The following is a 25,938-nucleotide window of genomic DNA, read 5'->3' on the forward strand; positions in this document are numbered from 1 at the left end:
CGCCGTCGAGTTCGATGACTTCAACGAAATCGGCCGGCGTGCGCGGACTTTGCCGCGCCGATGATTCGCGGCAAAACGCCTTGATGCGCCTTCTGTCCGCTCACTCGCCCTTCAGTTTCTTCGCCCAGCGCATGACGCGCTCGCCGACTGGCACAAGTTCGTCGCGCTGGTTGAACACTTCGTTCTCCGCAATACCGCGGCCCTTTTTCTTGTCGATCCTGATCACCTCATAAATGACGGTAATCGTATCGCCGAGTGCAACCGGCTTCAGAAAACGCAGCTTGTCGTAGCCCGACGAGACGGGGAAATCGCTGAGGTTCTCCTTGTGAATCACGTGTTCGATTGACCGCGTCGAAGCAGTCGACATATAACCCACCATCAGTGCGCCATGCGCGATGCGCGTGCTGCATCTGGTCCGTGAATCAATCGCCGTCAACCGCCCGAGTAAATCGGGCCCTGTCCACCCGGTGTGAATTGCGGGAATGACTCGCTGTGCGACGGAGCCGGCGCCGCTTGTGGCCGCGCCGCTGAAGCCGTTGCCGGCTCGCGCAGCGTAAGCGCGCTGTCCGCGGTGATCGGCACGCTGGGCTTGGCGAGCAGTTCCGTCTTTCGCATCGACCCTACCGAGGTGCCGAAGTAGTAGCCGATGATGCTTATCCACGCCGTACCCAACGCTCCGACGACGACGTTGACGAGATCCTTGTTCGTGCCTGGCAGCGGCTGAAAGGCCATCAGCAGCAGAATGCCGAAGAAGCCGGCGGTGACCGCCATCGCAAGGACTTTGGGTACCCAGTCCCTGGTGCTGATTCCCATTGCGCGCGCGTCGGCCCTATCGGCGGCCTGGATACGCGCCATATCGCTTTCATGCGCGAGGCTCGCCTGCGCGGCAGTGACCATCAACTGTTGCAGCTGCAACGAGTTGGCGTTCTCGGCTTGCCGGACCTTCTCGAGTGCGCTGGGGTCGTTCAATGCGAGTTCCACGACGCCGGGGTCGCTCGGCGTGCCGAGCGCATGCGAAATGATCGCGGCTGCAGCAGTCACACCCACGCCGATCGGACCACCCACGAGACCGGCGAGAAGCGGTGCGCTGCTGCCGATGTTCGACGCTACTTTAGACCAGTCCATCATGCTGCTCCCAGGAGAAGATTAGCGGCCATTCTTTCGGTCCATCCACGGCTGAAATTGGGCCATGCATGCAGGTTGCGCAGATAACGCAAGCGATAAGCGGCGAAGCGCATGACAAACTTCAGCGGGTCCGCGCTTTTGACTGCATCGAGTGTGTCCGGGCCGAACTTGCCGTCTTCTTTCGCGCCGGAAGCTTTTTGCATCCACAACACCACCAGGCCGCCGTTGTAATTGGCGTCGAAGATCTGGAAGGCCACCCGCGGGTCGAGCTCGTCCAGATGCAGCGGGTCCCAGTACTTCTGTTTGGCAATCTGTTTGGCGGTATCGAGCGGCAGGTCTTTCATGGCGCCGGCATAGCCCGCGCTGCGTGCGACGCGCGCCGTCACTCCCCACATCGTTTCACCGCCAGGGTCATGCGGATTGAAGGAGTAACCGCCCTCATTACCGATCAGAGCCCTGAACGCATCTTCGAAACTGTCCATCGAACATCTCCCCTTCAATCAGGTAGGTTACTGCAACGGGTAGGTACTGCGGGACTAAGCCATCTTCATGGCCGGGTATTCGTCAGGAGGTTTGCAACCCAAGCGAGGCCGGCGGAAACGCAACAGGCGTGATTGCTTCACCGGGCTTCGACGCGTCTGCGCTATCGCCTCCCTGCGCCGCTCTCGCAAGCCGCGCCAGATGGCTTTCCCGCACCGACAAAGTCCCCGCGTCGAGTTGCATTGCTTGAGCGTATTTGCGCGAGGCGCCGGACAGATCGCCCTTGCGATCCAGTGCCCGGCCCCATTCCGCGTAGGACGGCGCCAGATCTGGGCGAAGTGCGACGGCACGCGAGAGTTTTTCGATGGCCTCGTCGTAGCGGCCGACAGTGACGAGCGCTTCGCCCCAATCGTGCAGGTTGTCCACAAAGTCCGACTTCATCCTGTCTGCCTGCTTGAACGCATCGAGTGCTTCGGAATAGCGATTCGCATGCAACAGCACGTCGCCGAGAAGACGCAGATTTTCCGCCGTCTTCGATTTCTCGCTCGCGCCGGCTCGCAAGGCTTCAAGTGCGTCGTCGATGCGATGCTGCTGTTCGAGTGCAATGCCAAGGCTTGCGTGCAGCACTGCTGAATGCTGGTACACGGTCAGCGCTTCACGTGTCTGCTGCTCGGCCTCTTTGGACAGCCCCTGATCGGCAAGCAGCCACGCTTTGCCGGCGAGCGCCCATTCGCCTTGCTCGGAGGCCGGCAGTGCAAGCACTTCGTCGTAGATAGCAACGATCTCGCCGTAGTCGCATTGCGCGAGCGAACACCTGGTTTTCTGCACTTGCGAGTAGAGGTGACTAGCGAGAATATTCGGCTCGGCAAGACGCATGGCTTTGACTGCAATGTCGTGTACGAACTTCTCGAGATCGCGTCCTTCGAACGACACGGTGCTTTCTCGGGAATCAAACGGACCGCCTTCAATCTGCACATGCGCCACGTAAGAATCCGCTCTGTCGTCGACCTTTGTGATGCCGACATGAACGACCACGTCCGTGCGCTTGATGACGCCTTTGATGAAGCGCACGGTGCTTGCATACGACATCTCCTGACCGGGTATCTGAATGTCCGGTTGTGCGTCGTTGTCGGTCATCGTGTCGTGCGGAATCGACTCGGCGTCCTGACCGATGGCTCGCATCGAAGACATGATGCGTTCCGCCAGAAAGTTCGATGTATAGCCCCGTTCCACCAGCGACTGCGGCGTTTGGACGGGCGGCACCAGCAATTGCCGCGTGAGTACGCCGCGCACGACCAGGCAGAAAAAACCGATGGTGAGCACCGCGAAAACCCACGGCAAGACATACGGCCACAACTGTTTCGGGCCTCGTCCGATGAAGCCGGCGGCCCGCAATCCGAACGGCACGAACCCCACCGGGAAGTCGCGCCTTGCCGTATGGCGCTTTGAACGGCCGCCCACGCGAAAAGGCCGGCTTCGCCAGTTCACGGGTTGACGTTGGCCTTGCACACTCGACATGACGCACCTCAATTCAACGGAGATTGGTAACTGCACGACTGGATGGTGTTCATCAGGCATCGACCGTGCCATTGCGCCCAGCGCCTTATGTGGCGGGCGTGTAGAGGACGGCGCTGCATCCGGGCGCGGATTTGTGTTGCGTGGGGGCCAACGAATGTTGCGCGTGAGTTTGCTGACGGGAGACAGGTAGCGGAGGAGCCACGCCGCCGCTCACAGGAGCGGCGAAATGAACACACACCAATGTTCGAACGAACGCGTCACCACAAGTAATCGCGAAAGCCAGTCATCAGACATCAAGCAGGTCAACCGGACATCAGTGGCCGAAACTCGCCAATCACGCCTGCTTACGCGCCGAATTCATGGTTTCTACCTAGTATCAATGCCGCACCATAGTGATACGATGACTGACACCAAAACACACATTAAATGTTCGAATTCGCGCATAATCGCGCCGGCCGTCGCCGGTCGGGTATGCCGATCTGGAGACAACTTTGAAGACAATCATAGGTTTGCGTTGGTGGATCATCGCGCTCGTCTGCCTCGGAACGATCGTCAACTACCTGTCGCGCAACGCGCTCGGCGTGATGGCTCCGGAACTGATGAAGCTCATGCACATGAGCACGCAACAGTATTCGTACGTCGTCGGCGCCTTCCAGGTTGGCTACACGATCATGCAGCCGGTGTGCGGTCTCATCATCGACCTGATCGGCCTGCGCCTTGGCTTCGCGCTTTTCGCCTGCCTGTGGTCGCTGACGGGCGTGCTGCACGGCTTCGCAAGCGGCTGGTTCTCGCTGGCGGCGCTGCGCGGCATGATGGGGCTCACGGAGGCGGTAGCGATACCGGCGGGCATGAAAGTCGTCGCCGAGTGGTTTCCCAATCGCGAGAAGTCCGTTGCGGTGGGCTACTTCAACGCCGGCACGTCGCTCGGCTCGCTGCTCGCTCCGCCGCTCGTCGTATTCCTGTCGCTCCGTTACGGATGGCAAAGCGCGTTCGCGGTCACCGGCGCGCTTGGCTTCGTGTGGGCCGCGGCGTGGTACGCGCTGTACCGCTCGCCTGCCGATCACGCGCGAATCGGCGAGGCGGAGCGCGAGACCATCATCAGCGGCCAGACGCCGCCGGCGCCGAGGCGCAGCCGCATCCGCGACGTGCTGCGCACACGCCGTTTCTGGGCCATCGCGCAGGCACGCTTTTTTGCCGAGCCCGCGTGGCAAACCTTCAGTTTCTGGATTCCGCTGTATCTCGCCACGCAACGTCACATGGATCTCAAGCAGATCGCGATTTTCGCGTGGCTGCCGTTCCTCGCCGCCGACCTGGGCGGTCTGTTCGGCGGCTACCTGTCGCCCTTCCTCATGAAACGTCTGCGCGTGCCGCTCATCTGGTCGCGCATCGCGGGCGTCGCGCTCGGCGCATTGATGATGCTCGGACCCGCCTGCATCGGGCTGGTCGCGTCGCCCTACCAGGCGATTGCGCTGTTCTGCGTGGGCGGCTTCGCACACCAGATGATCTCGGCGCTCGTCAATACGCTTGCCGCCGACGTGTTCGATCCGGGCGAAGTGGGCACCGTTGCGGGTTTTGCGGGCATGTCCGCGTGGATCGGCGGTCTCGGCTTCTCGCTAATGGTCGGCGCCTTGGCGGACAGAATCGGCTACACGCCGCTGTTCGGCGCGCTCGGCGCATTCGACCTGATCGGCGCCACGCTTCTCATCATCCTCATGCGCGGCGTTTCGCGCGACGCACGTCCGCGCGAGGCCTATGCCGCCTCTAATGCGGCTGCGTGACCTCACCGGCCATTCATCATGCGTTCAATCACAAATCTGAAACACCCGCCGCGCTTTTCGCTGACGTCTCATGAAGGCGGTCACATCGTGCTCGCGTCGCCGGAGCATTGCCGGATCGAACTCTTCGTGCTCGCGGACGACATCATCCGCGTGCTGGTGCTGCCGGACGGAGAACTGCGGGGTCCGCGCACGTACGCCATCGCACCGGGCGCCGAAGACGTCGCGCTGGAGGGCCGCGACCGCCGCGATATGAGCGGCTTTACGGCGCCGTCGTTCCAGCTCTCGAACGACGGCGCTCAACTCGTCGTGCAAACGGCGTTGATCCGCCTCACCGTGACGCTTGAAGGCGGCTTCTGCGCGTGGGACATTCTGCACGACGCCGACTGGCACCGCGTGATGAGCGACCGCAAGACACAGGCGTACAACTTCGGCTGGTGGGACGAGCGCGTCTATCACTACGTCGAGCGGTGCAAGGACGAAATGTACGTCGGCCTCGGCGAACGGGCCGGGTCGCTCAATCGCGCCGATCAGTCGTACGAGATGCGCAACATCGACGCGATGGGCTACAGCGCGCGCACCACCGACCCGCTCTACAAGCACATCCCGTTCTACGTGACCTGGCAGCCGCAGACGTGCACGGGCTTCGGCCTCTTTTACGACACGCTCGCGGACTGCCGCTTCGATATGGGTCGTGAGCTCGACAACTATCACGGCCACTATCGGCATTTCGTCGCCGAGCATGGCGACCTCGACTATTACTTCATTGCGTCGCCCGGCACACCGCTTCATGCGGTGCGCCGCTTCACGTGGCTCACCGGGCGTCCGGCATGGATGCCGAAGTGGGGGCTCGGCTATTCGGGCTCGACAATGAGCTACACCGACGCGCCCGATGCGCAACAGCGCATGGGCGAGTTCATCCAGCGGTGCCGCGAACACGACGTGCTGTGCGATTCGTTTCATCTGTCATCGGGTTATACGTCGATTGGCGCGAAACGCTACGTGTTCAACTGGAATCACGAAAAATTTCCGGACATCGACGGGTTTGTCAGCGGCTACCTCGAACACGGCGTGCGCCTGTGCGCGAACATCAAGCCGTGTCTGCTGCAGGATCATCCTGCCTTCGACGAGGTCGCCAAAGCGGGACTGCTGATCGAGTCGCAAGATGGCGAGCCTGCCTGGGTGCAGTTCTGGGACGAGGTCGGCGCGTACCTCGACTTCACCAATCCCGACACCATCGACTGGTGGAAGTCGCAGGTGAAGGAAAGCCTGTTGAGGCACGGCATAGCCGCGACGTGGAACGACAATAACGAGTTCGAGATCTGGACGCGTAACGCGGTCGCGCGCGGCTTCGGCAAAGCGTATCCGGCGTGCGAAGCAAAAGTTCTGCAAACGCAGTTGATGATGCGTGCGTCGCGCGATGCACAGCGCGAGTATGCGCCGCAGCGCCGACCGTTTCTCGTGTCGCGCTCGGGCGGCGTCGGCATGCATCGCTATGTGCAGACGTGGTCGGGCGACAACTACACGTCGTGGGAAACGCTGCGCTTCAATCTGAAGATGGGACTTGGACTGGCTATGTCGGGCGTGTCGAACAGCGGTCACGACATCGGCGGTTTTTCGGGCCCCGCGCCCGGCCCCGAACTGTTCGCCCGCTGGGTTGCGTTCGGCATCTTCCTGCCGCGCTTCAGCATTCACTCGTGGAACGACGACGGCACCGTCAACGAACCGTGGATGTACCCGGAAGTCACGCAGCAGGTTGCCGCGCTGATCAAGCTGCGCTACCGCTTCATTCCGTACCTGTATGAGTTGCTGTGGCAGTCGCACAGCGCCTACGAGCCGGTGCTGCGCCCGATGTTCGCCGAATTCCCGCACGACCCGCGCTGTCTCGCGGACGGCGACGACATGATGCTCGGCGCCTCCATGCTCGTCGCGCCGGTCGTCGACGCCGGTCAAACGACGCGTGAGGTGTATCTGCCCGCCGCAACCCGCTGGGTGTCGTACTGGAGCGGCGAGTTGTTCGAAGGTGGCCAGAGCGTCACGCTGCCCGCACCATTCGAGCAACCTGTCGTTCTGCTGCGAGAAGGCGGCGTGATTGCGTTGAATATCGCCCCACAGCACTTCAGCCGCCCAGCCGACGAGCGCGCGTTCATCGCTGTTCCGCCGGCTGGCGAAGGAACGGCGCGCGGCGGCTCGATCGAAGACGACGGGGAAACCGAAGCATGGCGCTCCGGTCGGCAAGGCCGCTGGAACGTGACCATCACCACCGACGCGAGCACCTTGCACCTTGCCGTCGAGTGCAAAGGCGTGATGCCGCACGCGCAGGACAAGGTGCGCGTCTTCGTGCCGATGCACGACACGAGAAAGGTCGTATGCGCGAGCGGCACGCTGCTGAGCGATGTGAGCAACGCCCGCAACGAACAGATGGGCGGCTGGCGTTGCCTGACGATCTCAACCGCGCCGTGACACGCGCTACTTTACGCTGCACTCACCACACCGAAAAACTGGATCGGAGACTTTTCACCATGAATCCATCGAAGCGCGCGCGCCACCGTGCGGCCCTCGTGTGCTGCCTGCCGCTCGCCGGCGCCCTGCTGTCCGCCGGCGCGTCGGCGCAGAGCAGCGTCACGCTGTACGGCGTGGTGGACAATGCTTTCACCTACGTCAGCAATCAGCGCGGGCATGCGAACTTTTACATGAGCCAGGGCAATCTGCAGGCGAGCAAATTCGGCCTGCTCGGCGCCGAGGATCTGGGCGCCGGCACGCGGGCAATCTTCCGGCTGGAAAGCGGCTTCAACTCGCTGACAGGCGCGCAAAGCAGCGCGGGCTTCATCTTCAACCGGCAGGCTTATGTCGGGCTCAGCAACGACCGCTACGGCACGTTTACGCTTGGCCGCCAATACACGCCTTACTTTCAGATGGTGGGCGCGCTCGGTCCCACCGGCGTGCTCACGGGCGCCACTGGCGCGCATCCGGGCGACATCGATGCGCTCGACACCACGCTACGGATGAACAACTCGGTCACCTACCTGTCGCCGGTTATCGCGGGCCTGCAATTCAGCGCGCAGTACGGGCTCGGCGGCGTTCCGGGCAGCGCCGCCAACGGCAGTCATTTCAGCGCGGCACTGCGTTACGACTACAAGCCTTTCGCCGTCGCGGCGGGCTATGTCAAGCTGAAGGACATCGCAACGAGCGGCGCGCTCGGCACCTACGCGATCAACTCCCCGGTCAACAGCGGCTACGCGAGCGCGCGCAGCGCGCAACTCTTCGCGGCGGCCGCGCGCTACACCGCGCAGGACCTGATGGTCGGCATCAACTATTCAAACGTGCAATATGCACCCGGCCACGGCTCGCTGTTCGCGGACGAAGGCGTGTTCAACACGTACGGGGTCATTTCCACCTACCGCATCGCGCCGGCCGTAATCGTAGGCGCCGGCTACAGCTACACGCGGGCGAGCAAGGCCAACGGCGTCAGCGATCCCGCGCGTTACCATCAGATTTCGCTGGAACAGACCTATAACCTGTCGACGCGCACGACGCTCTACGCGATCGAGGCCTATCAGCTCGCGAGAGGCAAGACCCTCGTCTCGAGCGGCAGCGGTGCAACAGGAATCATCGACGCCGTGGCGGTAGTGGGCGACTCGCAGAATACGACGCCTTCGTCGGGGCCCTCGCAATTCGTCGGCATGGTAGGCGTGCGGCACGCATTCTGATCGCCCTCCTCCTGATGCGCCGCCCGCCGCGGCGGCGCAGCTTGCTTGCATTCCGCTTCATCTCGCCGCGCGAAGAGCAACACCGTTGCCGCCATCGTCGGTCCATGCGTTTGTCGCAGCGCTGTCGATCCACGACTTATGCTCAGTATCGCGCATCCGTAACTTCGTGCCGTGAGACACGTCTTCTATCCAAGGTGTGGTCTCCAATTGAATCCTCGTGACAGACCAATGGACAAAGAGATCCGGCATGCGTGGCATCTGATTCACACGCTCCTTGTAAAAGAACGGATCGATACCTATCCATATGTCGCGTTGGCCCCATTGACCGACTGTCGAAAACTCGGCGGTCTGCGTTGCGGGCGTTCGCCCGCTTTGCACGAGCGACTGAGCTTCAGCTGTTAGCAGACTGTTGCGTTGCGGCGGCGTCTCGCTTCACTGCCACGCACTTGATCTCGACCAGCAGGCCGGGATGCGCGAGTTCGGTCACGCCAATCGAAGTCCACGCGCATGTGCCGCGAGGAAAAACGCGGTTCTTCACCTCGCGGAATATGGGCATATGCGTACTCATCTGCACGTGGTACGTCGTCATATCGACAACATCTTCAAAAGTGCACCCAGCCGCTTCCAGAACCACGCGCAAGTTTTCCCAACACGCGACGAATTGCGCCTCGGGATCGGCGATAACCTCAAGATCAACGGTGCGCCCGACCTGCCCAGCGCAGAAAACTATCGAACCAGCCTTGACGGCCGGTACATAACCGGCGCGCTCTACGATACGTTGCATCGTCGGCGGGATGATCAATTCACGGACTGTCATGTGTCTTACCCGTTACAGGATTGAAGCGGTCATTCACCGCAAAGGACGTGCGTCGGCGATTTCCTAACTTGAGCGTTGCCGACAGTCGGGTCGTGACACTTATGCGGTCGTCGCCGATCTGACGCAATCACGCCCTGCGCGTTTGGCTTCGTAGAGGGCAAGGTCCGCCAGCTTCGTCAATTGCTCCAACGTAGCACCGTGTCCGGGTCGACCTGTCGCGCAGCCGATGCTTACGGTAAAGGCGTGAAGGCCAGCCTTTTCGCTTCCGTGCTGCACATGCCACGATCTTTCCAGCGTCTCACGTATGCCTTCGGCTATAAGCAAAGCGTCCGCTGAGGACGTGTCAGGCAATACCACCACGAACTCCTCGCCGCCGTACCGGGCGGCGCAATCACCGCGACGGCGAGCGCGCTGCGTGATGCATTCCGCGAGATGCCTCAAGGCCTTGTCGCCTTCTGCATGCCCGTGCTTATCGTTGTATTGCTTGAAGTGGTCCGCATCCAGGAAAAGCACCGACAGGCAACTTTCGTTTCGCTCCAATCTCTCCCATTCGTTTCGCAGCACCTCGTCGAGCGCACGGCGGTTCTTCAGTCCCGTGAGCGAATCCGTCTGCGTGAGTTCTGTCAGGCGGTCTTCGGCGAGAGCCCGGTCGCGCAACGCAAACGCCAGCAACCACACCACCGCGCAAAATCCGGCACTGATAACGGAGGCGGAGGTACCCACGATCCACGAAAGCGTCTTCCATGACGCGAGCACGTCGTCAAGCGCCGGCGCGACGACTGCAATTAGCGGCGTGCCTGGCACGCGTTGAAACGTGTAGAGTCTGAGCACGCCGTCGGTCTGTGAGCGTGCTGCATAGAAGCCGGAGTCCTGGTTCACCATGCGCGGAAACGTCAGCGACTTGCTGAAGTTCGGTGCGAGCGCCAGTTGTATATGAGGATTCCTTGCAACGAGGGTGCCGTCTGTCCGAACGATTGCCGTGATGCCGCTCGGTCCGACGTTCAGCCCGTCAAGCAGGCGGCTGAAGTACGTCAGGTTGATGGCGACAAGTGCCACGCCCTTGAAAGAACCGTCGGCGTTGTCGATCCGTCTGCTCAGTGCCAACGCTTCCACGCCCCCGCGCGAGCGCGCCCGATACACTGCTGAGACATACAGGCCTACGTCCGCCGACTCGCGATGTACGAGAAAGTAATCGCGATCGCTGAAGTTCCAGTGATGCCTGCTCGAACAGCACCCGTCGATCAACTGTCCGTGCTCGTTGGTCACGCCCATGCCCGTCACGTATTGCGAGATCGCGGTGCGGTTGAACAGCAGTTCGTGCCGCACATCTGCGTTCATAGTCTGGATGGCCGGCTTGTCAAGAGAGGCGATGAGCGTCCTTAACGACTGATCCGAAGATTCAACGGTGTGCAGGATATTGCTCGACAATACCGCGGCAATATTGCCGGATGTCTCGTGCGCGTGGCGAATCGCGGTGTCGCGCGCGGCAACAAGCGTTAGCAGGCTCACGCCCAGAACAGCGGCCGCCAGCAGTGTGCCGAGCGCGCCCACGATGTACGGACGGCGGCCCGCGATTACAGCCGCGCGCCTGACAAAGGTTGGGAACACGTGATTATTTTGTGGGGTGTCGCGTACTGGCGCGTCGACGCTTGTGCGACATGGTTGCGCAGGATAACGACAGTAGTATCGGCAAACGTAAAGAGAAATTGAGGGCTTCGGCCGATTTTCTCCCACCCGCCGCGTCAAACCCTGCTGTGCGAGCAGCGTGTCGATGAAGCTGTGAAACCCAATGTCGACGTGCGGGCACGGTACGTTGACGGGCGAGCGCCTTGTGACGCAGACGCACGGAAAACTTGCGCGCCCATGCATACGACTCTCGGCGCCGTCTCCGCAGCGGCGCGTCGTCGTCCGAAGGCCGAGGAGACGCGATCAGTGCCCGAAAAAGCCTTTTGAATAATAATGATTCTCGTTATACTCTCGCAGCTTTTTTGTCAATTCTTTGTAAATTTCGAAATCTTGCGGCTCCCGCGTGACGTATGAGACTTCCGCCGACGCCGCGCCGAAAACTCCTCGGGGAATAACAACATGGCTGCACCGATCTGCCGGCGTGCGAACGCGGCGGGCTCACTTCACGTCTTCGCAGCGCTTGCCGCACTCGCGTTCGCTTCGCACCCGGGCCGCGCCCACGCCCAGAGCGCGGAAACCGCGCAAACCCTGGATACCTCGCGAACCGCGGATAGCTCCGCGGACCCACGCGGCAAGGTGGCGGGCACGCCCGACGGGGCACGCGCCGACGCGACGAAAGACACAAGCACCACGCTCGAAACGATCACGACTTCCGGCGACTGGCTGGGCAGCGGCCTGCAGAACAGCGTGAAGACATTTGCCGGCGCACGGACGGTGGTGGACAAGGCGCAGATCGAGCAGTCCGGCGCGACCAGCATTGGCGACGTGTTGCGCCGCATTCCGGGCGTACAGTCCACCGACAACTCCGGCACCGCCGGCAGTGCGATCTCGCTGAACATCGGCGTGCGCGGTCTGACGGGCCGCTACACGCCACGCTCGACGGTATTGCTCGACGGCATTCCGCTCGCCGTCGCGCCATACGGCCAGCCGCAACTGTCGTTCGCGCCGATAAGTCTCTTCAACATCGATTCGATCGACGTGGTGCGCAGCGGCGGCTCGGTACGCTACGGTCCGCAGAACGTCGGCGGCGTGATCAACTTCCGCACCCGCGAGATTCCATCGAAGCCCGGACTGACCGCCGACGCGACGCTGCGCGAAAACATCTACACGGCGGGCGGCGGCGCGAACACGCAGTATTCGACGTTCCTCGGCACGCAGCTGGACAACGGGCTCGGCGTCGCGCTGCTCTATTCCGGCGAGCATGGCCGCGACTGGCGCGACGGCAGCAAGGAACGCGTGAACGATCTGCAATTGAAGTGGCGCTACGAACTCACGCCAAGCTCGGAGATCTACGGCAAGTTTTCGTATTACGACGTGTATTCCGGCACGCCAGGCGGATTGACGGTCGCTCAGTACAACCAGAATCCTTTTCAGAATACGCGTCCGAACGACTACTGGTACGGTGATCGCAAGGCATTCGACATCGGCTATCTGAATACGATCTCGGACACCCAGGAATTCGAGGTCCGCACGTTCTACAACCAGAGCTACCGCACCAGTTCGCTCGTCAACGCGGCCGGCACGCAGATGCAGAACCAGCCGCGCAACTACCACACGCTCGGCGTCGAGCCGCGCTACACACAGCGCTTCACGCTCGGGCCGGTGCGGCAGGACGTGACGGTCGGCTATCGCTTCATTCGCGAGACCGGCAACGACAACAGCTATAACCAGGCAATCGGCTCGGGCCTGATCGGGCCGACCAGCACCTTCGAAAACACGACCAATGCGCACGCCGTCTATATCGACGACAAGATTGCGTGGGGACGCTGGCGGCTGACGCCGGGGATCCGCTTCGAGCACATTGAATCGACGCGTCACGATCTGAAGCTGAATCAGACCTTCGAGACTAACAACAACAAGCCGCTGCCGGCCATCAACCTGTCGTATCTGGCGACGCCGCAGCTGACGCTTTTCACCGACTATTCGACTTCGTTCGGTCCGGTGCAGAACATCCAGTTGAACTCGCAGAGCGCGGCCAATCCGCTGCAACCCGAGCTCGCGAAGACCTTCGAATTCGGCGCGCGCTGGACCAGCCGACAGATTCACGCGGAAGTCACCGCGTTCAACATGCTGTTCGACAACCAGATCCTGCAGGTGCCTGGTCTGGTTCCGGCGACGTTCCAGAACATCGGCGCGACCCGTCATCAGGGCATAGAAACCGCGTTCGACTATGCGTTTGCCGACGATGGCCCGCTCGCCGGCCTCGACGCCTACGCGAACTTCACCTACACGAAAGCGATCCAGAAGTCCGGCGCGACTGCCGGGCTCGACGTGCCGTTCTACTCGCGCATCACCGACACGCTGGGCGTGAAGTATGCAACGCACGGCTGGACCTTCAATGTGTCGACCACGCATCAGAGCGCGCAATACGCCGATCTGCAGAACACCGTCGCCGAAACGGCCAATGGCGGCAACGGACGCATCCCGGGCTTTCGCGTGTGGGATCTGCAGGCCGACTACCGGATTCCGGGCTGGAAAGGCAGCAGCGTGACGGTCGGCCTGAACAACGTCACCGACAAGCGCTACTACACGCGCAACGTCGACGGCAATCTCGGCCGGATGGTCGGCGCGCCGCGCATGGTCTACGTGCAGGGTCATTTTGTCTACTGAGGCCGCACCGCTGCCGTCGCGGGACGCGCGCCTGCTCGCGCGTCGGCGGGCGTGGCTCACTGCTCATCGCTGGTTCGCGCTGACTTTCGGCTGGGTGCTCGCGCTGATCGGTCTGACAGGCGCGCTGCTGGTCGTGTCCGCACCGGTCGACGAGCGCATTCAGTCGGCGCAGACGCGCGTGACGGCGCCGGCGGCCGCCGCCGACGCGACCCGCAGGGTGCCGCTTGAAACCATACGCGAGCGGCTGTCGCGCGAGTTCGGCGCGAAGACCACGCTATCGTTTCTGCCGCCGCATTCGCCCGATCGCGCGCTCGCGGTCAATCTGCGCGGCAAGTCGTTTCGCGGCGTCGTCTACCTCGATCCGTACACCGGCCGCGAGCTTGCGCGGCAAAGCGCGAACGGCGGCTTCGTCGCCACGCTGTTCTGGCTGCACAGCACGCTCGCCCTCGACGAAGCCGGCAAGCCCGTGCTCGCGTTCGTCGCGTCGATCTATCTGCTGCTGCTCGTGTCCGGCGCCGTGCTGTGGTGGCCGCGTCGAGGCATGCCGATGCGCTGGCGCATCGAACTGGGCCGCGGCAGGACGCGCGCGCTGCTCGATCTGCATCGTACGATCGGTGCGGTGATGGGCGTGCTGATCGCGGTATCGGCGGCGACCGGCGCCTACATGGCGTGGCGGCCGCTGAACGGTTTCGTCACCGCGCTCGCCGGCGGGACGCCGGTGCGCGCGCCCGACGTGCCGCCCGCTTCGGCACTGTCGACCCACCGCGCTCCGCTCGACGATCTGATGGCGCGCGCACAAGCGCGCTTTCCCGACGGCGACGTGTATCTCGTGCAGGCACCGCCGCTCGCCGAAGCGAACCGGCGACCGGTGCGCGTGCGTCTGCACGTGCCGGACGATCCGCATCCGAACGGCCTGACTTCGGTGTGGCTTGATCCGTCGACCGGCCGCATTCTCGCGGCGCAGCGCTGGAACGCGCTCGATCTGGGCGCGCGCATCGTCGCGGTGATCTATCCGCTGCATACCGGCGAACTGGGCGGGCCGCTGCTGCAGACGCTGATTGCCGTCGACGGCGTTGCTCTGTTCGCGCTACCGGTCAGCGGCGTGTGGCTCTGGTGGCGACGCAAGCGCGCGCTTCGTGACGCGCACGACACGCGGCGCGCTGCGCCCCGCGCGCGCTAAAGCGCAACGCCGGTCTGGCGTTCGCTCCACTGCCACAGGCGCTCGGCCGCCTCTGCGTCGATCGCCCATGGCAGCACGCCATCGAGCGGCCGATGATCGGCGGGCACCGCGCGGGCAATGTCGCAATCCTCGCAGTAGACGCCGCCGTGCTCGCGCAATTCCGCGCTGGTCGCGCACCAGACGGTGGTGGCCGCGCCCTGCTCGACGCTCTTGTAGGCGTCGCGCTGATCGGCGGGAATCTCGCCGTGCTCGTCGCGAAAGCCGAGTGCCTGCAATTCGGCAAGCGGAATGAAGCGCTGCAAATCCGTTTCGATCCGCCCGGGATGCACCGCGAACGCGCGAATTCCGTGCGCTTCGCCGCGACGATCGAGCGCAACGGTAAACAGCACGTTGGCGGTCTTCGATCGCGCGTACGCCTGCCACTTGTCGTACGGCTGCGCATGAAAATCCGGATCGTCGAAATCGAATGCCGAGCGCCGGTGCGCGCCCGACGACAACGTGACGACGCGGGCCCCCTGCGCGCGTTTCAACGCGTCCCACAAGCCGACCGTCAGTCGATAGTGGCCGAGATGATTGGCCGACAGATGCAGTTCGTGGCCGTGCGCGTCCCGTTCGAGCGACGGCACCGCCATCACGCCCGCGTTGTTGATCAGCAGGTGCAACGCGCGCCCGCTCGCCACGAACGCGTCGGAGAAAGATTCAATAGAAGACGCATCGGTCAGATCGATGCGCGCGAGTTCGCACGCGCCCATGGATGCGAGCGCCTCGCGCGCTTTGTCCGGATTTCGCGCCGGCACGATCACGTGGGCGCCGGCCCGCGCAAGAGTCCGGGTCACTTCGAGTCCGATGCCCGAATACCCGCCGGTGACGACGGCGGTCTTGCCCGACAGGTCGGTATCGCCCAGCGCGTCGAGCGCGGTCAGGTTCGCGCGGCGCGCGTCGTGCAGCGGGATTTGTGCTGAAGTCATGCAAGTCCTCGATGGGTGAAAACGCCGGCCGTCACGGTTGCACGACCACGTAGCTGAGACTGTCGGCCGCCGCCGCGGCACGCATCGCGTCGGGCAGCGCGGCGAACCCGTGCACGACCGGACGCAGCGCCCGCAGGTCCAGCAGCCCGCTTCGCACGATGTCGATCAGGCGCCGCAACGCGTCGCGCGGATACATGAACTGGCCGAGTATTTCCCAGTCGTTGAGCATCACTTGCGTGTAGGGGATCGGCAGGTCGACGGTCATGCTGCCCATCAGGACCAGCCGTCCGCCGCGGCGCAGACTGTTGAGCGCGGCGAGCGTGGCGTTCGGATCGGCAGCATTGCCGAGCATGTCGAAGGCAAGATCGGGCGCGCCGCCCGCGGCCGCGCGGATCGCCCGCGCGTCGTCGTCGATCTTGCCGCAGAGCGCGACGCAGCGGACGCGATCGCCGCCGGCCTGCGCCAGCGCGTCGAGCGCCGCGCGATTGCGGCCCGCCGCGACCACGCGCGCCGCGCCCATCGCGAGTGCCAGCAGCACCGCCGCCGTGCCGTACGCGCCGCTCGCGCCCGACACGACGATCGACTCGCCTGCGGCCAGCCGTCCGCGCAGCAAGCCGCCGAACGGCACGACAAAGCGGCTCAGCGCGCACAACTGCGCGCTGTCGAACGCGTCCAGTCCGGTCAGCGGCGTGACCGCGTCGACCGGCGCCAGCGCGTATTCGGCCAGCGTGCCGTCCGGCCAGTCCTCGACAATCGGCTGACCGTGCGTGCCCGCGGTCAGCCCGATCAGCGCCTGACCGGGCTCGCGCACGTTCTCGCGCGCCACCACGTGCGACGACACGATCACCCGATCACCCGGCTTCACGTGCCACACGTCGCGCCCGACCGCGTCGATCACGCCCACGCCGTTGGTGCCGATCGTGAACTCGCCTTGCGGCGGCGCGTAGAACGGCAGCTTGCCTTCGACATAGCGCTGCAGATACGACATGAGCCCCGACGCTTCGATGCGAACCCGCACGCTGCCAGCGCGAGCCTCAGGAACACGAACCGTTTTCTGCGTCAGCGCGCCGCCCGGTCCGGCAAGCCGCCACGCCTTCATCCATCGTTCGGTCACGGTCATCCACCCCCTGAAAACGTCAACAGGCTTCAGTGTTGTCGGTCAGGCGCGGATCATCAATAATCGGAACGCCATATTTTTCAATCAATCGTACGGATCGACATGGACCCGTTATCCGATGTCCTCGCGCTACTGAAGGTGCAAAGCGTCGCGACCGCCCGCCTGGAAGGCGCGGGCGCGTGGGCGCTGCGCTTTCCCGCTTACGAGCACATGAAGTTCGGCATGATCATCGAGGGGGACCGGTGGCTGTGGACCGATCGCATGGAAAGCCGGGTCCGGCTCGCGCCCGGCGATTTCTTCCTGCTCACGGACGGCGTCCCGTACTGCTTCGCGAGCGCGCCCGACGTGCCGCTGCGCGATAGCGCCGAAGTGCTGCCGGCAAGCGCGGATGCAGACGGCGTGATGCGCTTTGGCGAGGGCACGCCGCGCACGGTGGGCGTCGGCGGCCGCTTCGTATTCGACGACGACGCGAGCCGGCTGCTGCTGGATTCGCTGCCGCCACTGATTCATATCCGCTCGGACACGCCGGGCATCCGCGCGCTCAGCCTCGCGTGGGAACTGATCGCGCTGGAGACGGAACGTCAGCAGCCGGGCGCCGCCGCGATCGCGAGCGGGCTCGCCAATATCGTGCTGGTCGGCATGCTGCGCGCCCATCTGCGCAGCGGACAGCCGCCCGCGGGCTGGCTGGGCGCACTGGCGGACGAGCGGATCGGGCAGGCGCTGCGGCTGATGCACGGACAGATCGCGCGGCGCTGGAAAGTCGACGATCTGGCCGCCGCCGTCGCGATGTCGCGCACCAGTTTCGCGGAGCGTTTTCGCGTCAAGGTCGGCATGCCGCCGCTCGAATATCTGGCCCGCTGGCGCATGATGCTCGCGCGCCGCGCGCTCAGCGCCGGTACGGAACCGCTTTCGGCGATCGCCCTTCGCATTGGCTACGAATCCGATACCGCTTTTGGGCTGGCGTTCAGGAAGCGACACGGCGTGAGTCCGGGCCGCTACCGGAACACGATACGCGCCCGGCAGAACGCCGTTGCCGTCCAGCTCGATCCGGCGCTCTGACCGCGCCGGTGGCACCATCGCGCTTACCGCTCGACGACCACGACGTTGCGCTGCATGCCGATATTCGAGATCACCACTTCGACGATATCACCCGCCTTCACGACGACGGTCCGCGTTCGTTGAACATAGACTGATAGCTCTGTGGATCAGCCGTGCGACGGTGAGACAAGCGAGTGGCGTGACACCGGCGCCGGCCATGAGGATTTCCAATCGGGCGTTTTGCAGAACCACTTCCCCGATCACTTCGCAAATTGTCGACCTCGACGCGTAAGGATTGCGCTACCGCATCAAAGCCCTGCAGACCCATGCCATACGTGAGTTCAATGCAGATCATCTTTCGACGTGACCGGGAACGATCGCTTGCACTCACCCCGCCACGCGCCCGAGCTTGAATACGCTCACAGCCTGCCGAAGCGATGTTGCCTGGTGCGTCATCGCCTGCGCAGCAGCCGAGGCCTGCTCGACGAGCGCGGCGTTCTGTTGCGTGACCGAGTCCATCTGGCCCACAGCGACGTTCACCTGTTCGATTCCAGTTCCCTGTTCGTCAGACGCCGAGGCAATCTCTCCCATGATATCTGTCACCCGCCTCACCGATTGAACGATGTCGGACATGGTCGCGCCTGCTCTTTCAACCTGCTCCGAGCCCTGTGCCACGCTTTCCGCCGAACGTGTGATGAGCTCCTTCACCTCTTTTGCTGCACTCGCGCTTCGTTGTGCCAGCGTTCGTACCTCACCTGCCACGACCGCGAATCCCCGACCCTGTTCACCCGCACGGGCAGCCTCCACTGCCGCATTCAGCGCAAGAATGTTGGTCTGGAAAGCAATGCCTTCAATCACGGTGATGATGTCCGACACCTTGCCGGAGCTGCTCGATATGGCGCGCATGGACTCGACCACCTGGTTCACGACTTCGCCACCTCGCATGGCCACCTCGCATGCGTTGCCGGCAAGCGCGTTCGCCTGCTTCGCATTTTCGGTGTTCTGACGGACCGTGGATGTCAACTCCTCCATGCTCGCAGCGGTTTCCTGCAGCGACGCGGCCTGTTCCTCCGTGCGCTGCGACAGGTCCAGATTGCCTTGCGCGATCTCGCCTGCAGAAGTCGTGATCGCTTCCGCTGTGGAATGGATATCGGAAACGATAGCGCGCAATTGTTGGCGCATTGATTCGAGCGATGCCATCAGGCTGCTTCGGTCGTTCGGCGTGAGCGCAATGGACGCATCAAGATCGCCTTGCGCGACGCGTTGCGCTGCTTTCGCGGCGTCGGCCGGCTCGCCGCCTAACGCGCGCATGATGCCCCGGGTGATGAAGACCCCAAGCACGATAGACACAAGCACCGTCATGGTGCCGGCGATCGCGAGCGTCAGCTTGGTGGAAGTGGTCAGGCTGGCGACTTCGCCGGAACGCTGATCGAGCAGCGAGCGCTCGGCGCTGCCCAGTTCCGTCGACACGGCACGATAGCGGTCCATGAACTGCTTGTCGTCGCCTTGCTTGAAGTAGTCGATGAGCTTGTCGAGAGGCTGCTTGCCCGCATTGACGTCGCGCCGCATGGCGATCAGCTTCTCGTCGACGTCAGCGACCTTCTGGTACATGTCGCGCAGCGTTGCGAGGCGACCCTGCTGGGCCGCGTTGTCTGCCGTCAGGTTGCGGACCACGTCAAGAGAATCGGAGAACTGCTTGCGCCCAGCGTTGTAGGGCTCCAGGAACCGCTCTTCGCCTGATGCGACGAAACCGCGCACACCGGTCTCCATATTCACCATACTCGTCAACATATCGTCGCTGGCTCCGAGCACCTGATAGCTGTGAACATTCCAGCCGTTCGCCTGATTCAGCTTTAAAAAGTTAACCAGCGATATCGCGCTACCGGCCAACGCTATGAGCACGACAAGGCCAAATGCCAGGCCAAGTTTTCTGCTGACAGTCATCGATTTCATGTTTTTGTTCCGTTACGTGTGTGGATATGACGTATGTCGGCAGGAACCCAGTTCCCTGAAACTCTAGGTGCGCTGCAGTCTCTGCGTAACCCACACAAATCATCGGACTTTGAGAGGAAGTCGCTCACCAGGAATTTTGTCGGGGGAAGCGTCTCTTTGCGCAAACGATTGGGCAAGGTGGAACAGGGCTTTTTAGTACCTTTGATAAACTTGGGACACAGCGTCGACGCGTGAGAGGCGATTGCGGTACTGCTTGTCGATTCTTGCGGCGACACGAGGAGAACCAACAACGCGAATCAGATTTGCGCACTGTCGGCGCGATCAGGGCGTCTTTCACTGAGCGTTTCTTGACTGACGTTTTGACCGGACAAGATAGTCTTGTGACTGCCCGCACGCGAGGCACCGCTTGAGCTAGGGCGTCAATGCTCGGATTCCTTCCAGCAATTTGCTGATTTCCAACTCCGTGGTCAGGTAGCTGACCGAGGCGCGCGCGATCTGTTCAAGTCCTCTGAATGCCATATCCAATGGCGTGTAACCGACGCCATTGCTACCGATCGAGATACCCTGAGCCGCAAGACCGCGCTGCACCGATAGCGAATCCAGCCCTACCACATTGAATGCCACCAGACCGGATCGTTCAACGCCTTGATCGAGCACCGTCACTCCCGGAATGTCGGCCAGTTGTACACGCAAGGCCTGTGCGATGCCGTCGATCCGCGCGCGGATATTGTCGATCCCGATGTCCAAAGCTTCCTGCAACGCATTGGCAAGTCCGCAGCGCAGCGCCAGCGACGCTTCCGCCGATTCGAACCGCGCAGCATCGTTTCGCAAAACGGGCTCGCCGTTCAGATCGAGTGGAGCGGACCGCGTGTCGACAAACGCCGGCGTCAACCGGGATAGAAAATCCTGTCTGACATACAACAGGCCCGTGCCTCTCGGACCACGCAGTGCTTTACGACCGGCACCGCTCAGAACATCGCAACCGACCTCGACTACGTCGACGGGAAGTTGGCCCACTGCCTGCGCGGCGTCGATGAAGTACGGGATGCCATGACGGCGTGCCACCCGCCCGATCGCCGCGGCGGGATTGATCAGGCCGCCGTTCGCCGGTAACCAGGTGAGTGCGATCAGGCGCACCCGGTCGTCGACCATCGCTTCAAGCGCTTGGGGGTCCACTGCACCGCTAGCATCGGATGGAATGACCTCGATCGACACGCCCGCGCGCTGAGCGACCAACCGCATTGCGGCCAGATTACCGCCCCACTCATGGCGCCCGACGAGGATGCGATCGCCCGGTTGCCAAGGGCCCAGCGCGGCAAATGCGGCACCCCACCCCGGCGAATTGCCTGTGGTCAACGCTATCTCGGCAGGCTTGGCGTTTAGCAGTTGGGCGGCAAGCAGACGGGCGCGTTCCGTTTGCTCTCTTGCGACGACGCCCGCTTCCATCGGTCCCAACGTGGCTTCGCGCCACAGATGCGCCTGAATTGCCTCCAGCGTGGCCGAGGACGGCAGCGAAGCGCCCGCGTGATTGAAATGAGTCGTGCTTTGCGCGCCGGGAGTGCTTGCGCGCAATGCGTCCACGGCAGTTGGCGAAAGGCTAGCTGACATAAGCGGACTCCGGTGGTACGTGGTGGGGATCAAGGGCGAAATGTGGCGAAGCTCCCATCCTATTGACCCAGCCCTCAGCTGACCACTCAATTTTCACGGGCTACCCATATCAGGTTGTGGCGAAGTATTTCGAGGGTAGGATCTGGCATGTAGACTGCCGCAGCCATGCGATACTCCTTCGAAAAAACGACTAACCTTGTTGTCGTCACAGAAACCGAACGCGGGATTGCGCTTGCGCGTCGAGAATCTTCATACCAGACAGATGCCTTTGCGTAAGCTTATGCGGTCAGGTTGAGGCCACTTCCAGTGGACACACCATGCTTGGAGCTCTGAGATTTTTCGTGCTGCTCTGGTCGTTGGCGGTCATGGTGCCGATCGCGCATGCGAGCACAATCGGGGTTGTCCTGCCGGGCTCATCTCTTGTCTTCTATCAGACGTTGCTCAAGGGGATACAACGGTCGGCCCATGATCATCATGTAGATTTGCTGACTCGCAGCCCTTCCGACGGTCAGTCGCTCAACACACCGAATCTGCAGTTGCGCATTATCGATTACCTGGTGACGCAGGGAGTCTCGGGTGTACTGCTAGCACCGGAACCATTGGCCCGCGACACGCGGGTTTCAGTGCCAGTACCCGTGATCCTCGTGGATCGATACAGCGCTGATTACGACGCAATCTCGACAGTCTACACAGACAATTTCGGCGCAGGCAGGAAGGCGGCGCTCAGCCTCGTGCCGGTTCTAAAAAAAGGCGCCAAGGTGGCAATGCTGCGGCTCGCGCCCAACGTGAGTTCGACTGTTGCGAGAGAAAGCGGATTTTTAAGCGTTGCGCGCAAAGAGGGATGGGATGTGGTGATCGATACCTACGTGGGGTATCGACCGCGCGATGCCGAAGTGTTGATCGCCGAGGTGATAAAAAGCTACCCGGGCCGCCTGGACGCAGTTTTCGCGCCGGCTGAACCAATTGCGTACGGCGCTCTGCGGGTGATCGAGACCGCGGCAATCGACCAGCGGCCGCGCCTCGTGCTATTCGACTGGCGTCCGGAATTCCTCGAAGGCCTGAAAAAAGGAATCGTACATGCCGCCATATTGCAAGACCCATACCGTATGGGTTACCTCGCCTTGGCGTCCATGGTCGAGGCGCTGCAGGGCCGTCCGCCACCCCGCACTCTCTATGTCGAGGTGGCCACCGTTACGCCGCAAAACATGAACGATCCGGCGATCCGGTCATTGATCGCAACGTACGCGAGATAAGCGGCGCGAGCCACGAGCATCTCGCAACCGCTCCCTGAGATGAGAATGAAGATATCGGACAGCCGGCGAGAACCGACGACCCGGCAGTTTCGTATGGCGGCCCACAGACCGGGCATCTCCTTCCATGCACACTCAGTGCGTCGCTCCGCGCGGCTTGGCACTCACCTCATGTCGTGGATATGCAATGGAATGGAAAAGCCTGCTTACTGAATTCCCGGTCTGGGTGATGGGCCGCTTGACCCCGTCGCGGCATGACCCTCGTCGCAGTACGCCGCGTGAAATTCTTGTCCTTCGACCGAACGATTTTGGTGAATTGCTGACTGCGACACCGATCTTCGAGGCGCTCAAAAAACGCTTCCCGGCCACCCGGATCGTTGCGGGCATCGGCAGTTGGGGGCGTCCCATTCTCGAGAACAATCCGTTCATCGATGAGATCGTCGAAATCGACGCACCATGGAACAACAAAATCGTCGAGAACCGCTCGCCCGGTGACGTCGTGCGTTTCCTGCTGAAGTCGCCGCAAGTCGCCGCGCTGCGCAAACGAGGCGGGTTCGATGTCGGAATCGACGTCCTCGGCAGTTACATGGGGGCGCTGCTAATGATGCGACTTGGTGTGCGATATCGCATCGGCGTGCGCGGTTATCGCGGCGGCCACAGCGGGTGTCACGCTTACATTGACTTCGCGCGCCGTCAATCCGGTCGCGCCGCGCTCGCACAAGCGGAGTTGCTCGGTGCAACTGAGCTTCCTGACGCTCGACCTCAACTGTTCCTCACGGCAGCCGAGCGGGCAAGTGCGAAGAGAATCTGGACAGATGACTCTCCGGATGCGGGCACGACATGGCGAGTGCTGGTCGGCGTCGGGGCCGGTGTGCCCACCAAGGCTTGGGATCCCCGGCAGTTTGGCGCAGCGCTCTCGCAGATTGCGTCCGCGTTGCAACGCTCCGGCGACCGCTGCGAGATTCTTATAGTTGGTAGCGAGGCCGACAAGGTGCGCGCCAATGAAGCGATCGTCGCCGCGGGACCCAATGTCCCGGTGCGTTCGGTCGCCGGGGAACTGTCGATGCGAACGGTCTTTGCGCTCGCCGAAAATGCGAATGCCGTCCTGACGAACTCCTCGATGCTGATGCATGTGGCTGCCGCGTTCCACCGGCCGACGGTCGCGGTACTCGGCGGCAGTATCACGAGGCCGACGGTTCACGATGCAATCTGGGGCTATCCGGAACACTACAAGAGCGTCTCACCGGATTTTTATATCGAAGGCCAACACGAAAAAAACTGGCCGGGCGTCGAGCGGGTCGTGGACGCGGTGCTGAGTGCATTGCGAACGCAGGAACCCGCCAAGTCGGCAGATTGCGCGCGGTTTGCTTGACCAGGCTAGCGGCGTCGACAAATCCGCATAGTCTTGCATCGCGCTCGCAGAGCGCAATCGCCCCACTCTGGTGAGGCAACTTTCTCCGAACCGTTCGGTCAGCCGCGATCCAGATTTTGCGGACTGGAGTTCCGCTAAGCGGGCGCTGGCGTCCACACCTTATCGGCCAGGAGCAGTCGTTTAACCGAGCCGGTGGAAGGTCATTCGGCTACTGGCTGAGCTTCGCCGCGCTGTGCGGCTCGTGTGCGACGCTCGGGCTGTACCGTCGACGCGCGGGCAGCAACGCGTCGGCGGCATTGTCGGGCTGATAGCCATTGCATCGGCGCGTGTCGGTCACCCCGGCTTCGCGCCGGACTTTCGCTTTTCCAGCGGCAGCAACAACGGGCGACGCGATCCAGCTTGCGCAGCAACGCAGGCTACTCCATCTTGCGTGCTACCTCGACTGCACCCTTCGTCTTCCGGTTGACTTCTATCTACCCCTGCCGATAGTCACGGCACAGCTGTCCGACGGTGCAATCGTCCGGTGATGGACGAGTACCCTCTTTGCGGCGCGTGCATCGAAGCGCATTTTTCCCTCGGCGCAGGTTTTTACCGAGGGCAAGAATAGTCGGCGCAAGTTTCGTCGGCAACGCAGAAAAACCCACGCCGAGGTGGCAAGTTTTGGCACGCTGAGATGAGCTTTGATGCGCCGACCCTGGCGGTCAGCATTTCGGTTTTTCTATCTATTTTCCGCCAGTCGAGGACCGTCTTGGCTCACCGCAGCCCGCCGCGGACAGATACCGAATTTGGGCTATTCGTTCTCGTCGAAGTAATGCCCGAACTTGAGCTGCTTCGTACGGATATAGCGCTCGTTTTCCTCGCGCATCGGAATAGCGAGCGCGACTCGTTCGCACACCGGAATGCCGTGTTTGGAGAGCGTGTCGAACTTCTCGGGGTTGTTGCTCATCAAGCGAACTGAAGTGACTTTCAGCGTGCGCAAAATGCCCGCCGCCGAGTCATATTCGCGCGAGTCGTCCGGCAGACCGAGGTCGAGATTCGCCTCCACGGTATCGCGCCCCTGCTCCTGCAGCGCATACGCGCGGATCTTGTTCGACAGGCCAATGCCACGGCCTTCGTGCCCGCGCAGGTACAACAGAACACCACAGCCTTCAGCGGCGATATAGCGCAGCGCGAGATCGAGTTGCTCGCCGCAATCGCAACGATAGGAGCCGAGCACGTCTCCAGTCAGGCATTCGGAGTGCAGGCGTGTCAACACCGAGGACTTGTTGGCGACGTCACCCATCACGAGCGCGAGGTGCTCGGCGCCGCTTTCAATCACGCGAAACACGTAAGAGGTGAACGTGCCGTAGCGCGTGGGAAGCGTGGCGGTGGCGTCGAGAACGACGCACTCGCCCTGGATTGCGCCGTCTGCCGCAGGCGACGGATCGTGAGACGTGAGCATGGCGTTAGACAGTAGTGCTGGACATGAACCCGATCAAACCGGGGATTAGGTACGGACAGGGAGTTTACCGCTAATCGGGCCGTCGCACCCGGATGCCCATGCATGGCGCACGGTTCATGCACCGCCGCGGCGCGTGACCTGCGCACGAGACCAGTGGCGAACCGCGAGCTACCCGAATTGCCTGCCGCGCGCGCTCCAGTTATTCCCGGACACACTCGCCGGCGCGTCGCGCCTATACTGGAATCGACTGTCCCTGACAGCCCGCCGCGCCGGCGTGCTGCACTGCGAAA

19 protein-coding genes are annotated in these 25,938 nt (G+C 62.6%); 8 read left to right on the plus strand and 11 right to left on the minus strand.

The window, feature by feature from the left end; all coding sequences use genetic code 11:
* Window positions 1-100: 100 nt before the first annotated feature.
* The 4 genes from JNB89_RS13135 to JNB89_RS13150 form a co-directional block, all read right to left on the minus strand.
* A complete protein-coding gene (locus JNB89_RS13135) occupies window positions 101-367 on the minus strand; it encodes a MaoC family dehydratase (protein ID WP_346656202.1) in 267 nt (88 codons plus the stop codon).
* 65 nt (window positions 368-432) lie between these two features.
* Entirely contained in the window at window positions 433-1,125 is a 693-nt protein-coding gene (locus tag JNB89_RS13140; RefSeq protein ID WP_220362553.1) for a hypothetical protein, read from the minus strand.
* A complete protein-coding gene (locus JNB89_RS13145; RefSeq protein WP_013343228.1) occupies window positions 1,125-1,607 on the minus strand; it encodes a glycoside hydrolase family 108 protein in 483 nt (160 codons plus the stop codon). The genes JNB89_RS13140 and JNB89_RS13145 overlap by 1 nt, the downstream gene beginning before the upstream one ends.
* 82 nt (window positions 1,608-1,689) lie before the next feature.
* Window positions 1,690-3,123 (minus strand): tetratricopeptide repeat protein, encoded by a 1,434-nt coding sequence (locus tag JNB89_RS13150; RefSeq protein ID WP_220362445.1) that lies wholly within the window; start codon window positions 3,121-3,123, stop codon window positions 1,690-1,692.
* A 491-nt stretch (window positions 3,124-3,614) separates the two neighbouring features.
* Between JNB89_RS13150 and JNB89_RS13155 the strand changes: the two genes are divergently transcribed.
* The 3 genes from JNB89_RS13155 to JNB89_RS13165 are packed head-to-tail and all read left to right on the plus strand — an operon-like array spanning window position 3,615 to window position 8,608.
* Window positions 3,615-4,901 (plus strand): MFS transporter, encoded by a 1,287-nt coding sequence (locus tag JNB89_RS13155; RefSeq protein WP_220362446.1) that lies wholly within the window; start codon window positions 3,615-3,617, stop codon window positions 4,899-4,901.
* Between the two features lie 18 nt (window positions 4,902-4,919).
* Window positions 4,920-7,361: a glycoside hydrolase family 31 protein gene (locus JNB89_RS13160; protein ID WP_220362447.1), complete on the plus strand. Its 2,442-nt coding sequence runs from the start codon at window positions 4,920-4,922 to the stop codon at window positions 7,359-7,361.
* A 59-nt stretch (window positions 7,362-7,420) separates the two neighbouring features.
* Window positions 7,421-8,608: a porin gene (locus JNB89_RS13165; RefSeq protein ID WP_220362448.1), complete on the plus strand. Its 1,188-nt coding sequence runs from the start codon at window positions 7,421-7,423 to the stop codon at window positions 8,606-8,608.
* Between the two features lie 391 nt (window positions 8,609-8,999).
* On the opposite strand, the gene JNB89_RS13170 is transcribed toward JNB89_RS13165, so the two are convergent.
* Both JNB89_RS13170 and JNB89_RS13175 read right to left on the minus strand, forming a co-directional pair.
* Entirely contained in the window at window positions 9,000-9,425 is a 426-nt protein-coding gene (locus JNB89_RS13170) for a RidA family protein (RefSeq protein WP_220362449.1), read from the minus strand.
* Between the two features lie 99 nt (window positions 9,426-9,524).
* Window positions 9,525-11,033 (minus strand): GGDEF domain-containing protein, encoded by a 1,509-nt coding sequence (locus tag JNB89_RS13175; RefSeq protein WP_220362450.1) that lies wholly within the window; start codon window positions 11,031-11,033, stop codon window positions 9,525-9,527.
* 477 nt (window positions 11,034-11,510) lie between these two features.
* Here JNB89_RS13175 and JNB89_RS13180 point away from each other — a divergent pair, with 477 nt between their 5' ends.
* Both JNB89_RS13180 and JNB89_RS13185 read left to right on the plus strand, forming a co-directional pair.
* Window positions 11,511-13,721 (plus strand): TonB-dependent receptor family protein, encoded by a 2,211-nt coding sequence (locus JNB89_RS13180; RefSeq protein ID WP_220362451.1) that lies wholly within the window; start codon window positions 11,511-11,513, stop codon window positions 13,719-13,721.
* On the plus strand, window positions 13,711-14,901 hold the full coding sequence (locus tag JNB89_RS13185; RefSeq protein WP_223216742.1) for a PepSY-associated TM helix domain-containing protein: 1,191 nt from the start codon (window positions 13,711-13,713) through the stop codon (window positions 14,899-14,901). The genes JNB89_RS13180 and JNB89_RS13185 overlap by 11 nt, the downstream gene beginning before the upstream one ends.
* Here JNB89_RS13185 and JNB89_RS13190 read toward each other — a convergent pair.
* On the minus strand, window positions 14,898-15,869 hold the full coding sequence (locus tag JNB89_RS13190; RefSeq protein ID WP_220362452.1) for an SDR family NAD(P)-dependent oxidoreductase: 972 nt from the start codon (window positions 15,867-15,869) through the stop codon (window positions 14,898-14,900). The genes JNB89_RS13185 and JNB89_RS13190 overlap by 4 nt on opposite strands.
* A 31-nt stretch (window positions 15,870-15,900) precedes the next feature.
* Entirely contained in the window at window positions 15,901-16,989 is a 1,089-nt protein-coding gene (locus JNB89_RS13195) for a zinc-binding dehydrogenase (RefSeq protein WP_223216743.1), read from the minus strand.
* Window positions 16,990-17,088: 99 nt separating this feature from the next.
* Here JNB89_RS13195 and JNB89_RS13200 point away from each other — a divergent pair, with 99 nt between their 5' ends.
* Window positions 17,089-18,045, plus strand: a complete 957-nt coding sequence (locus JNB89_RS13200; RefSeq protein ID WP_220362453.1) for an AraC family transcriptional regulator — start codon at window positions 17,089-17,091, stop codon at window positions 18,043-18,045.
* A 366-nt stretch (window positions 18,046-18,411) separates the two neighbouring features.
* Here JNB89_RS13200 and JNB89_RS13205 read toward each other — a convergent pair whose 3' ends face one another.
* Window positions 18,412-19,977 carry a methyl-accepting chemotaxis protein gene (locus JNB89_RS13205; RefSeq protein WP_220362454.1) on the minus strand — a complete coding sequence of 522 codons (1,566 nt, stop codon included), beginning with the start codon at window positions 19,975-19,977 and terminating at the stop codon, window positions 18,412-18,414.
* A gap of 411 nt (window positions 19,978-20,388) precedes the next feature.
* On the minus strand, window positions 20,389-21,585 hold the full coding sequence (locus JNB89_RS13210) for an aminotransferase class V-fold PLP-dependent enzyme (RefSeq protein WP_220362455.1): 1,197 nt from the start codon (window positions 21,583-21,585) through the stop codon (window positions 20,389-20,391).
* Between the two features lie 317 nt (window positions 21,586-21,902).
* Here JNB89_RS13210 and JNB89_RS13215 point away from each other — a divergent pair, with 317 nt between their 5' ends.
* Together JNB89_RS13215 and JNB89_RS13220 are read left to right on the plus strand one after the other, a co-directional pair.
* Window positions 21,903-22,838, plus strand: coding sequence for a substrate-binding domain-containing protein (locus tag JNB89_RS13215; protein WP_220362456.1), 936 nt, complete (start codon window positions 21,903-21,905; stop codon window positions 22,836-22,838).
* A gap of 184 nt (window positions 22,839-23,022) precedes the next feature.
* Window positions 23,023-24,207, plus strand: a complete 1,185-nt coding sequence (locus JNB89_RS13220) for a glycosyltransferase family 9 protein (RefSeq protein WP_220362457.1) — start codon at window positions 23,023-23,025, stop codon at window positions 24,205-24,207.
* A gap of 790 nt (window positions 24,208-24,997) precedes the next feature.
* On the opposite strand, the gene ribA is transcribed toward JNB89_RS13220, so the two are convergent.
* The gene (ribA, locus tag JNB89_RS13225; RefSeq protein ID WP_013343217.1) at window positions 24,998-25,648 is read right to left on the minus strand and encodes a GTP cyclohydrolase II; all 651 of its coding nucleotides are present in this window, start codon (window positions 25,646-25,648) and stop codon (window positions 24,998-25,000) included.
* Window positions 25,649-25,938: the final 290 nt, after the last annotated feature.

It is taken from the genome of Paraburkholderia phenoliruptrix (assembly GCF_019511605.1).
GTDB lineage: Bacteria > Pseudomonadota > Gammaproteobacteria > Burkholderiales > Burkholderiaceae > Paraburkholderia > Paraburkholderia phenoliruptrix_A.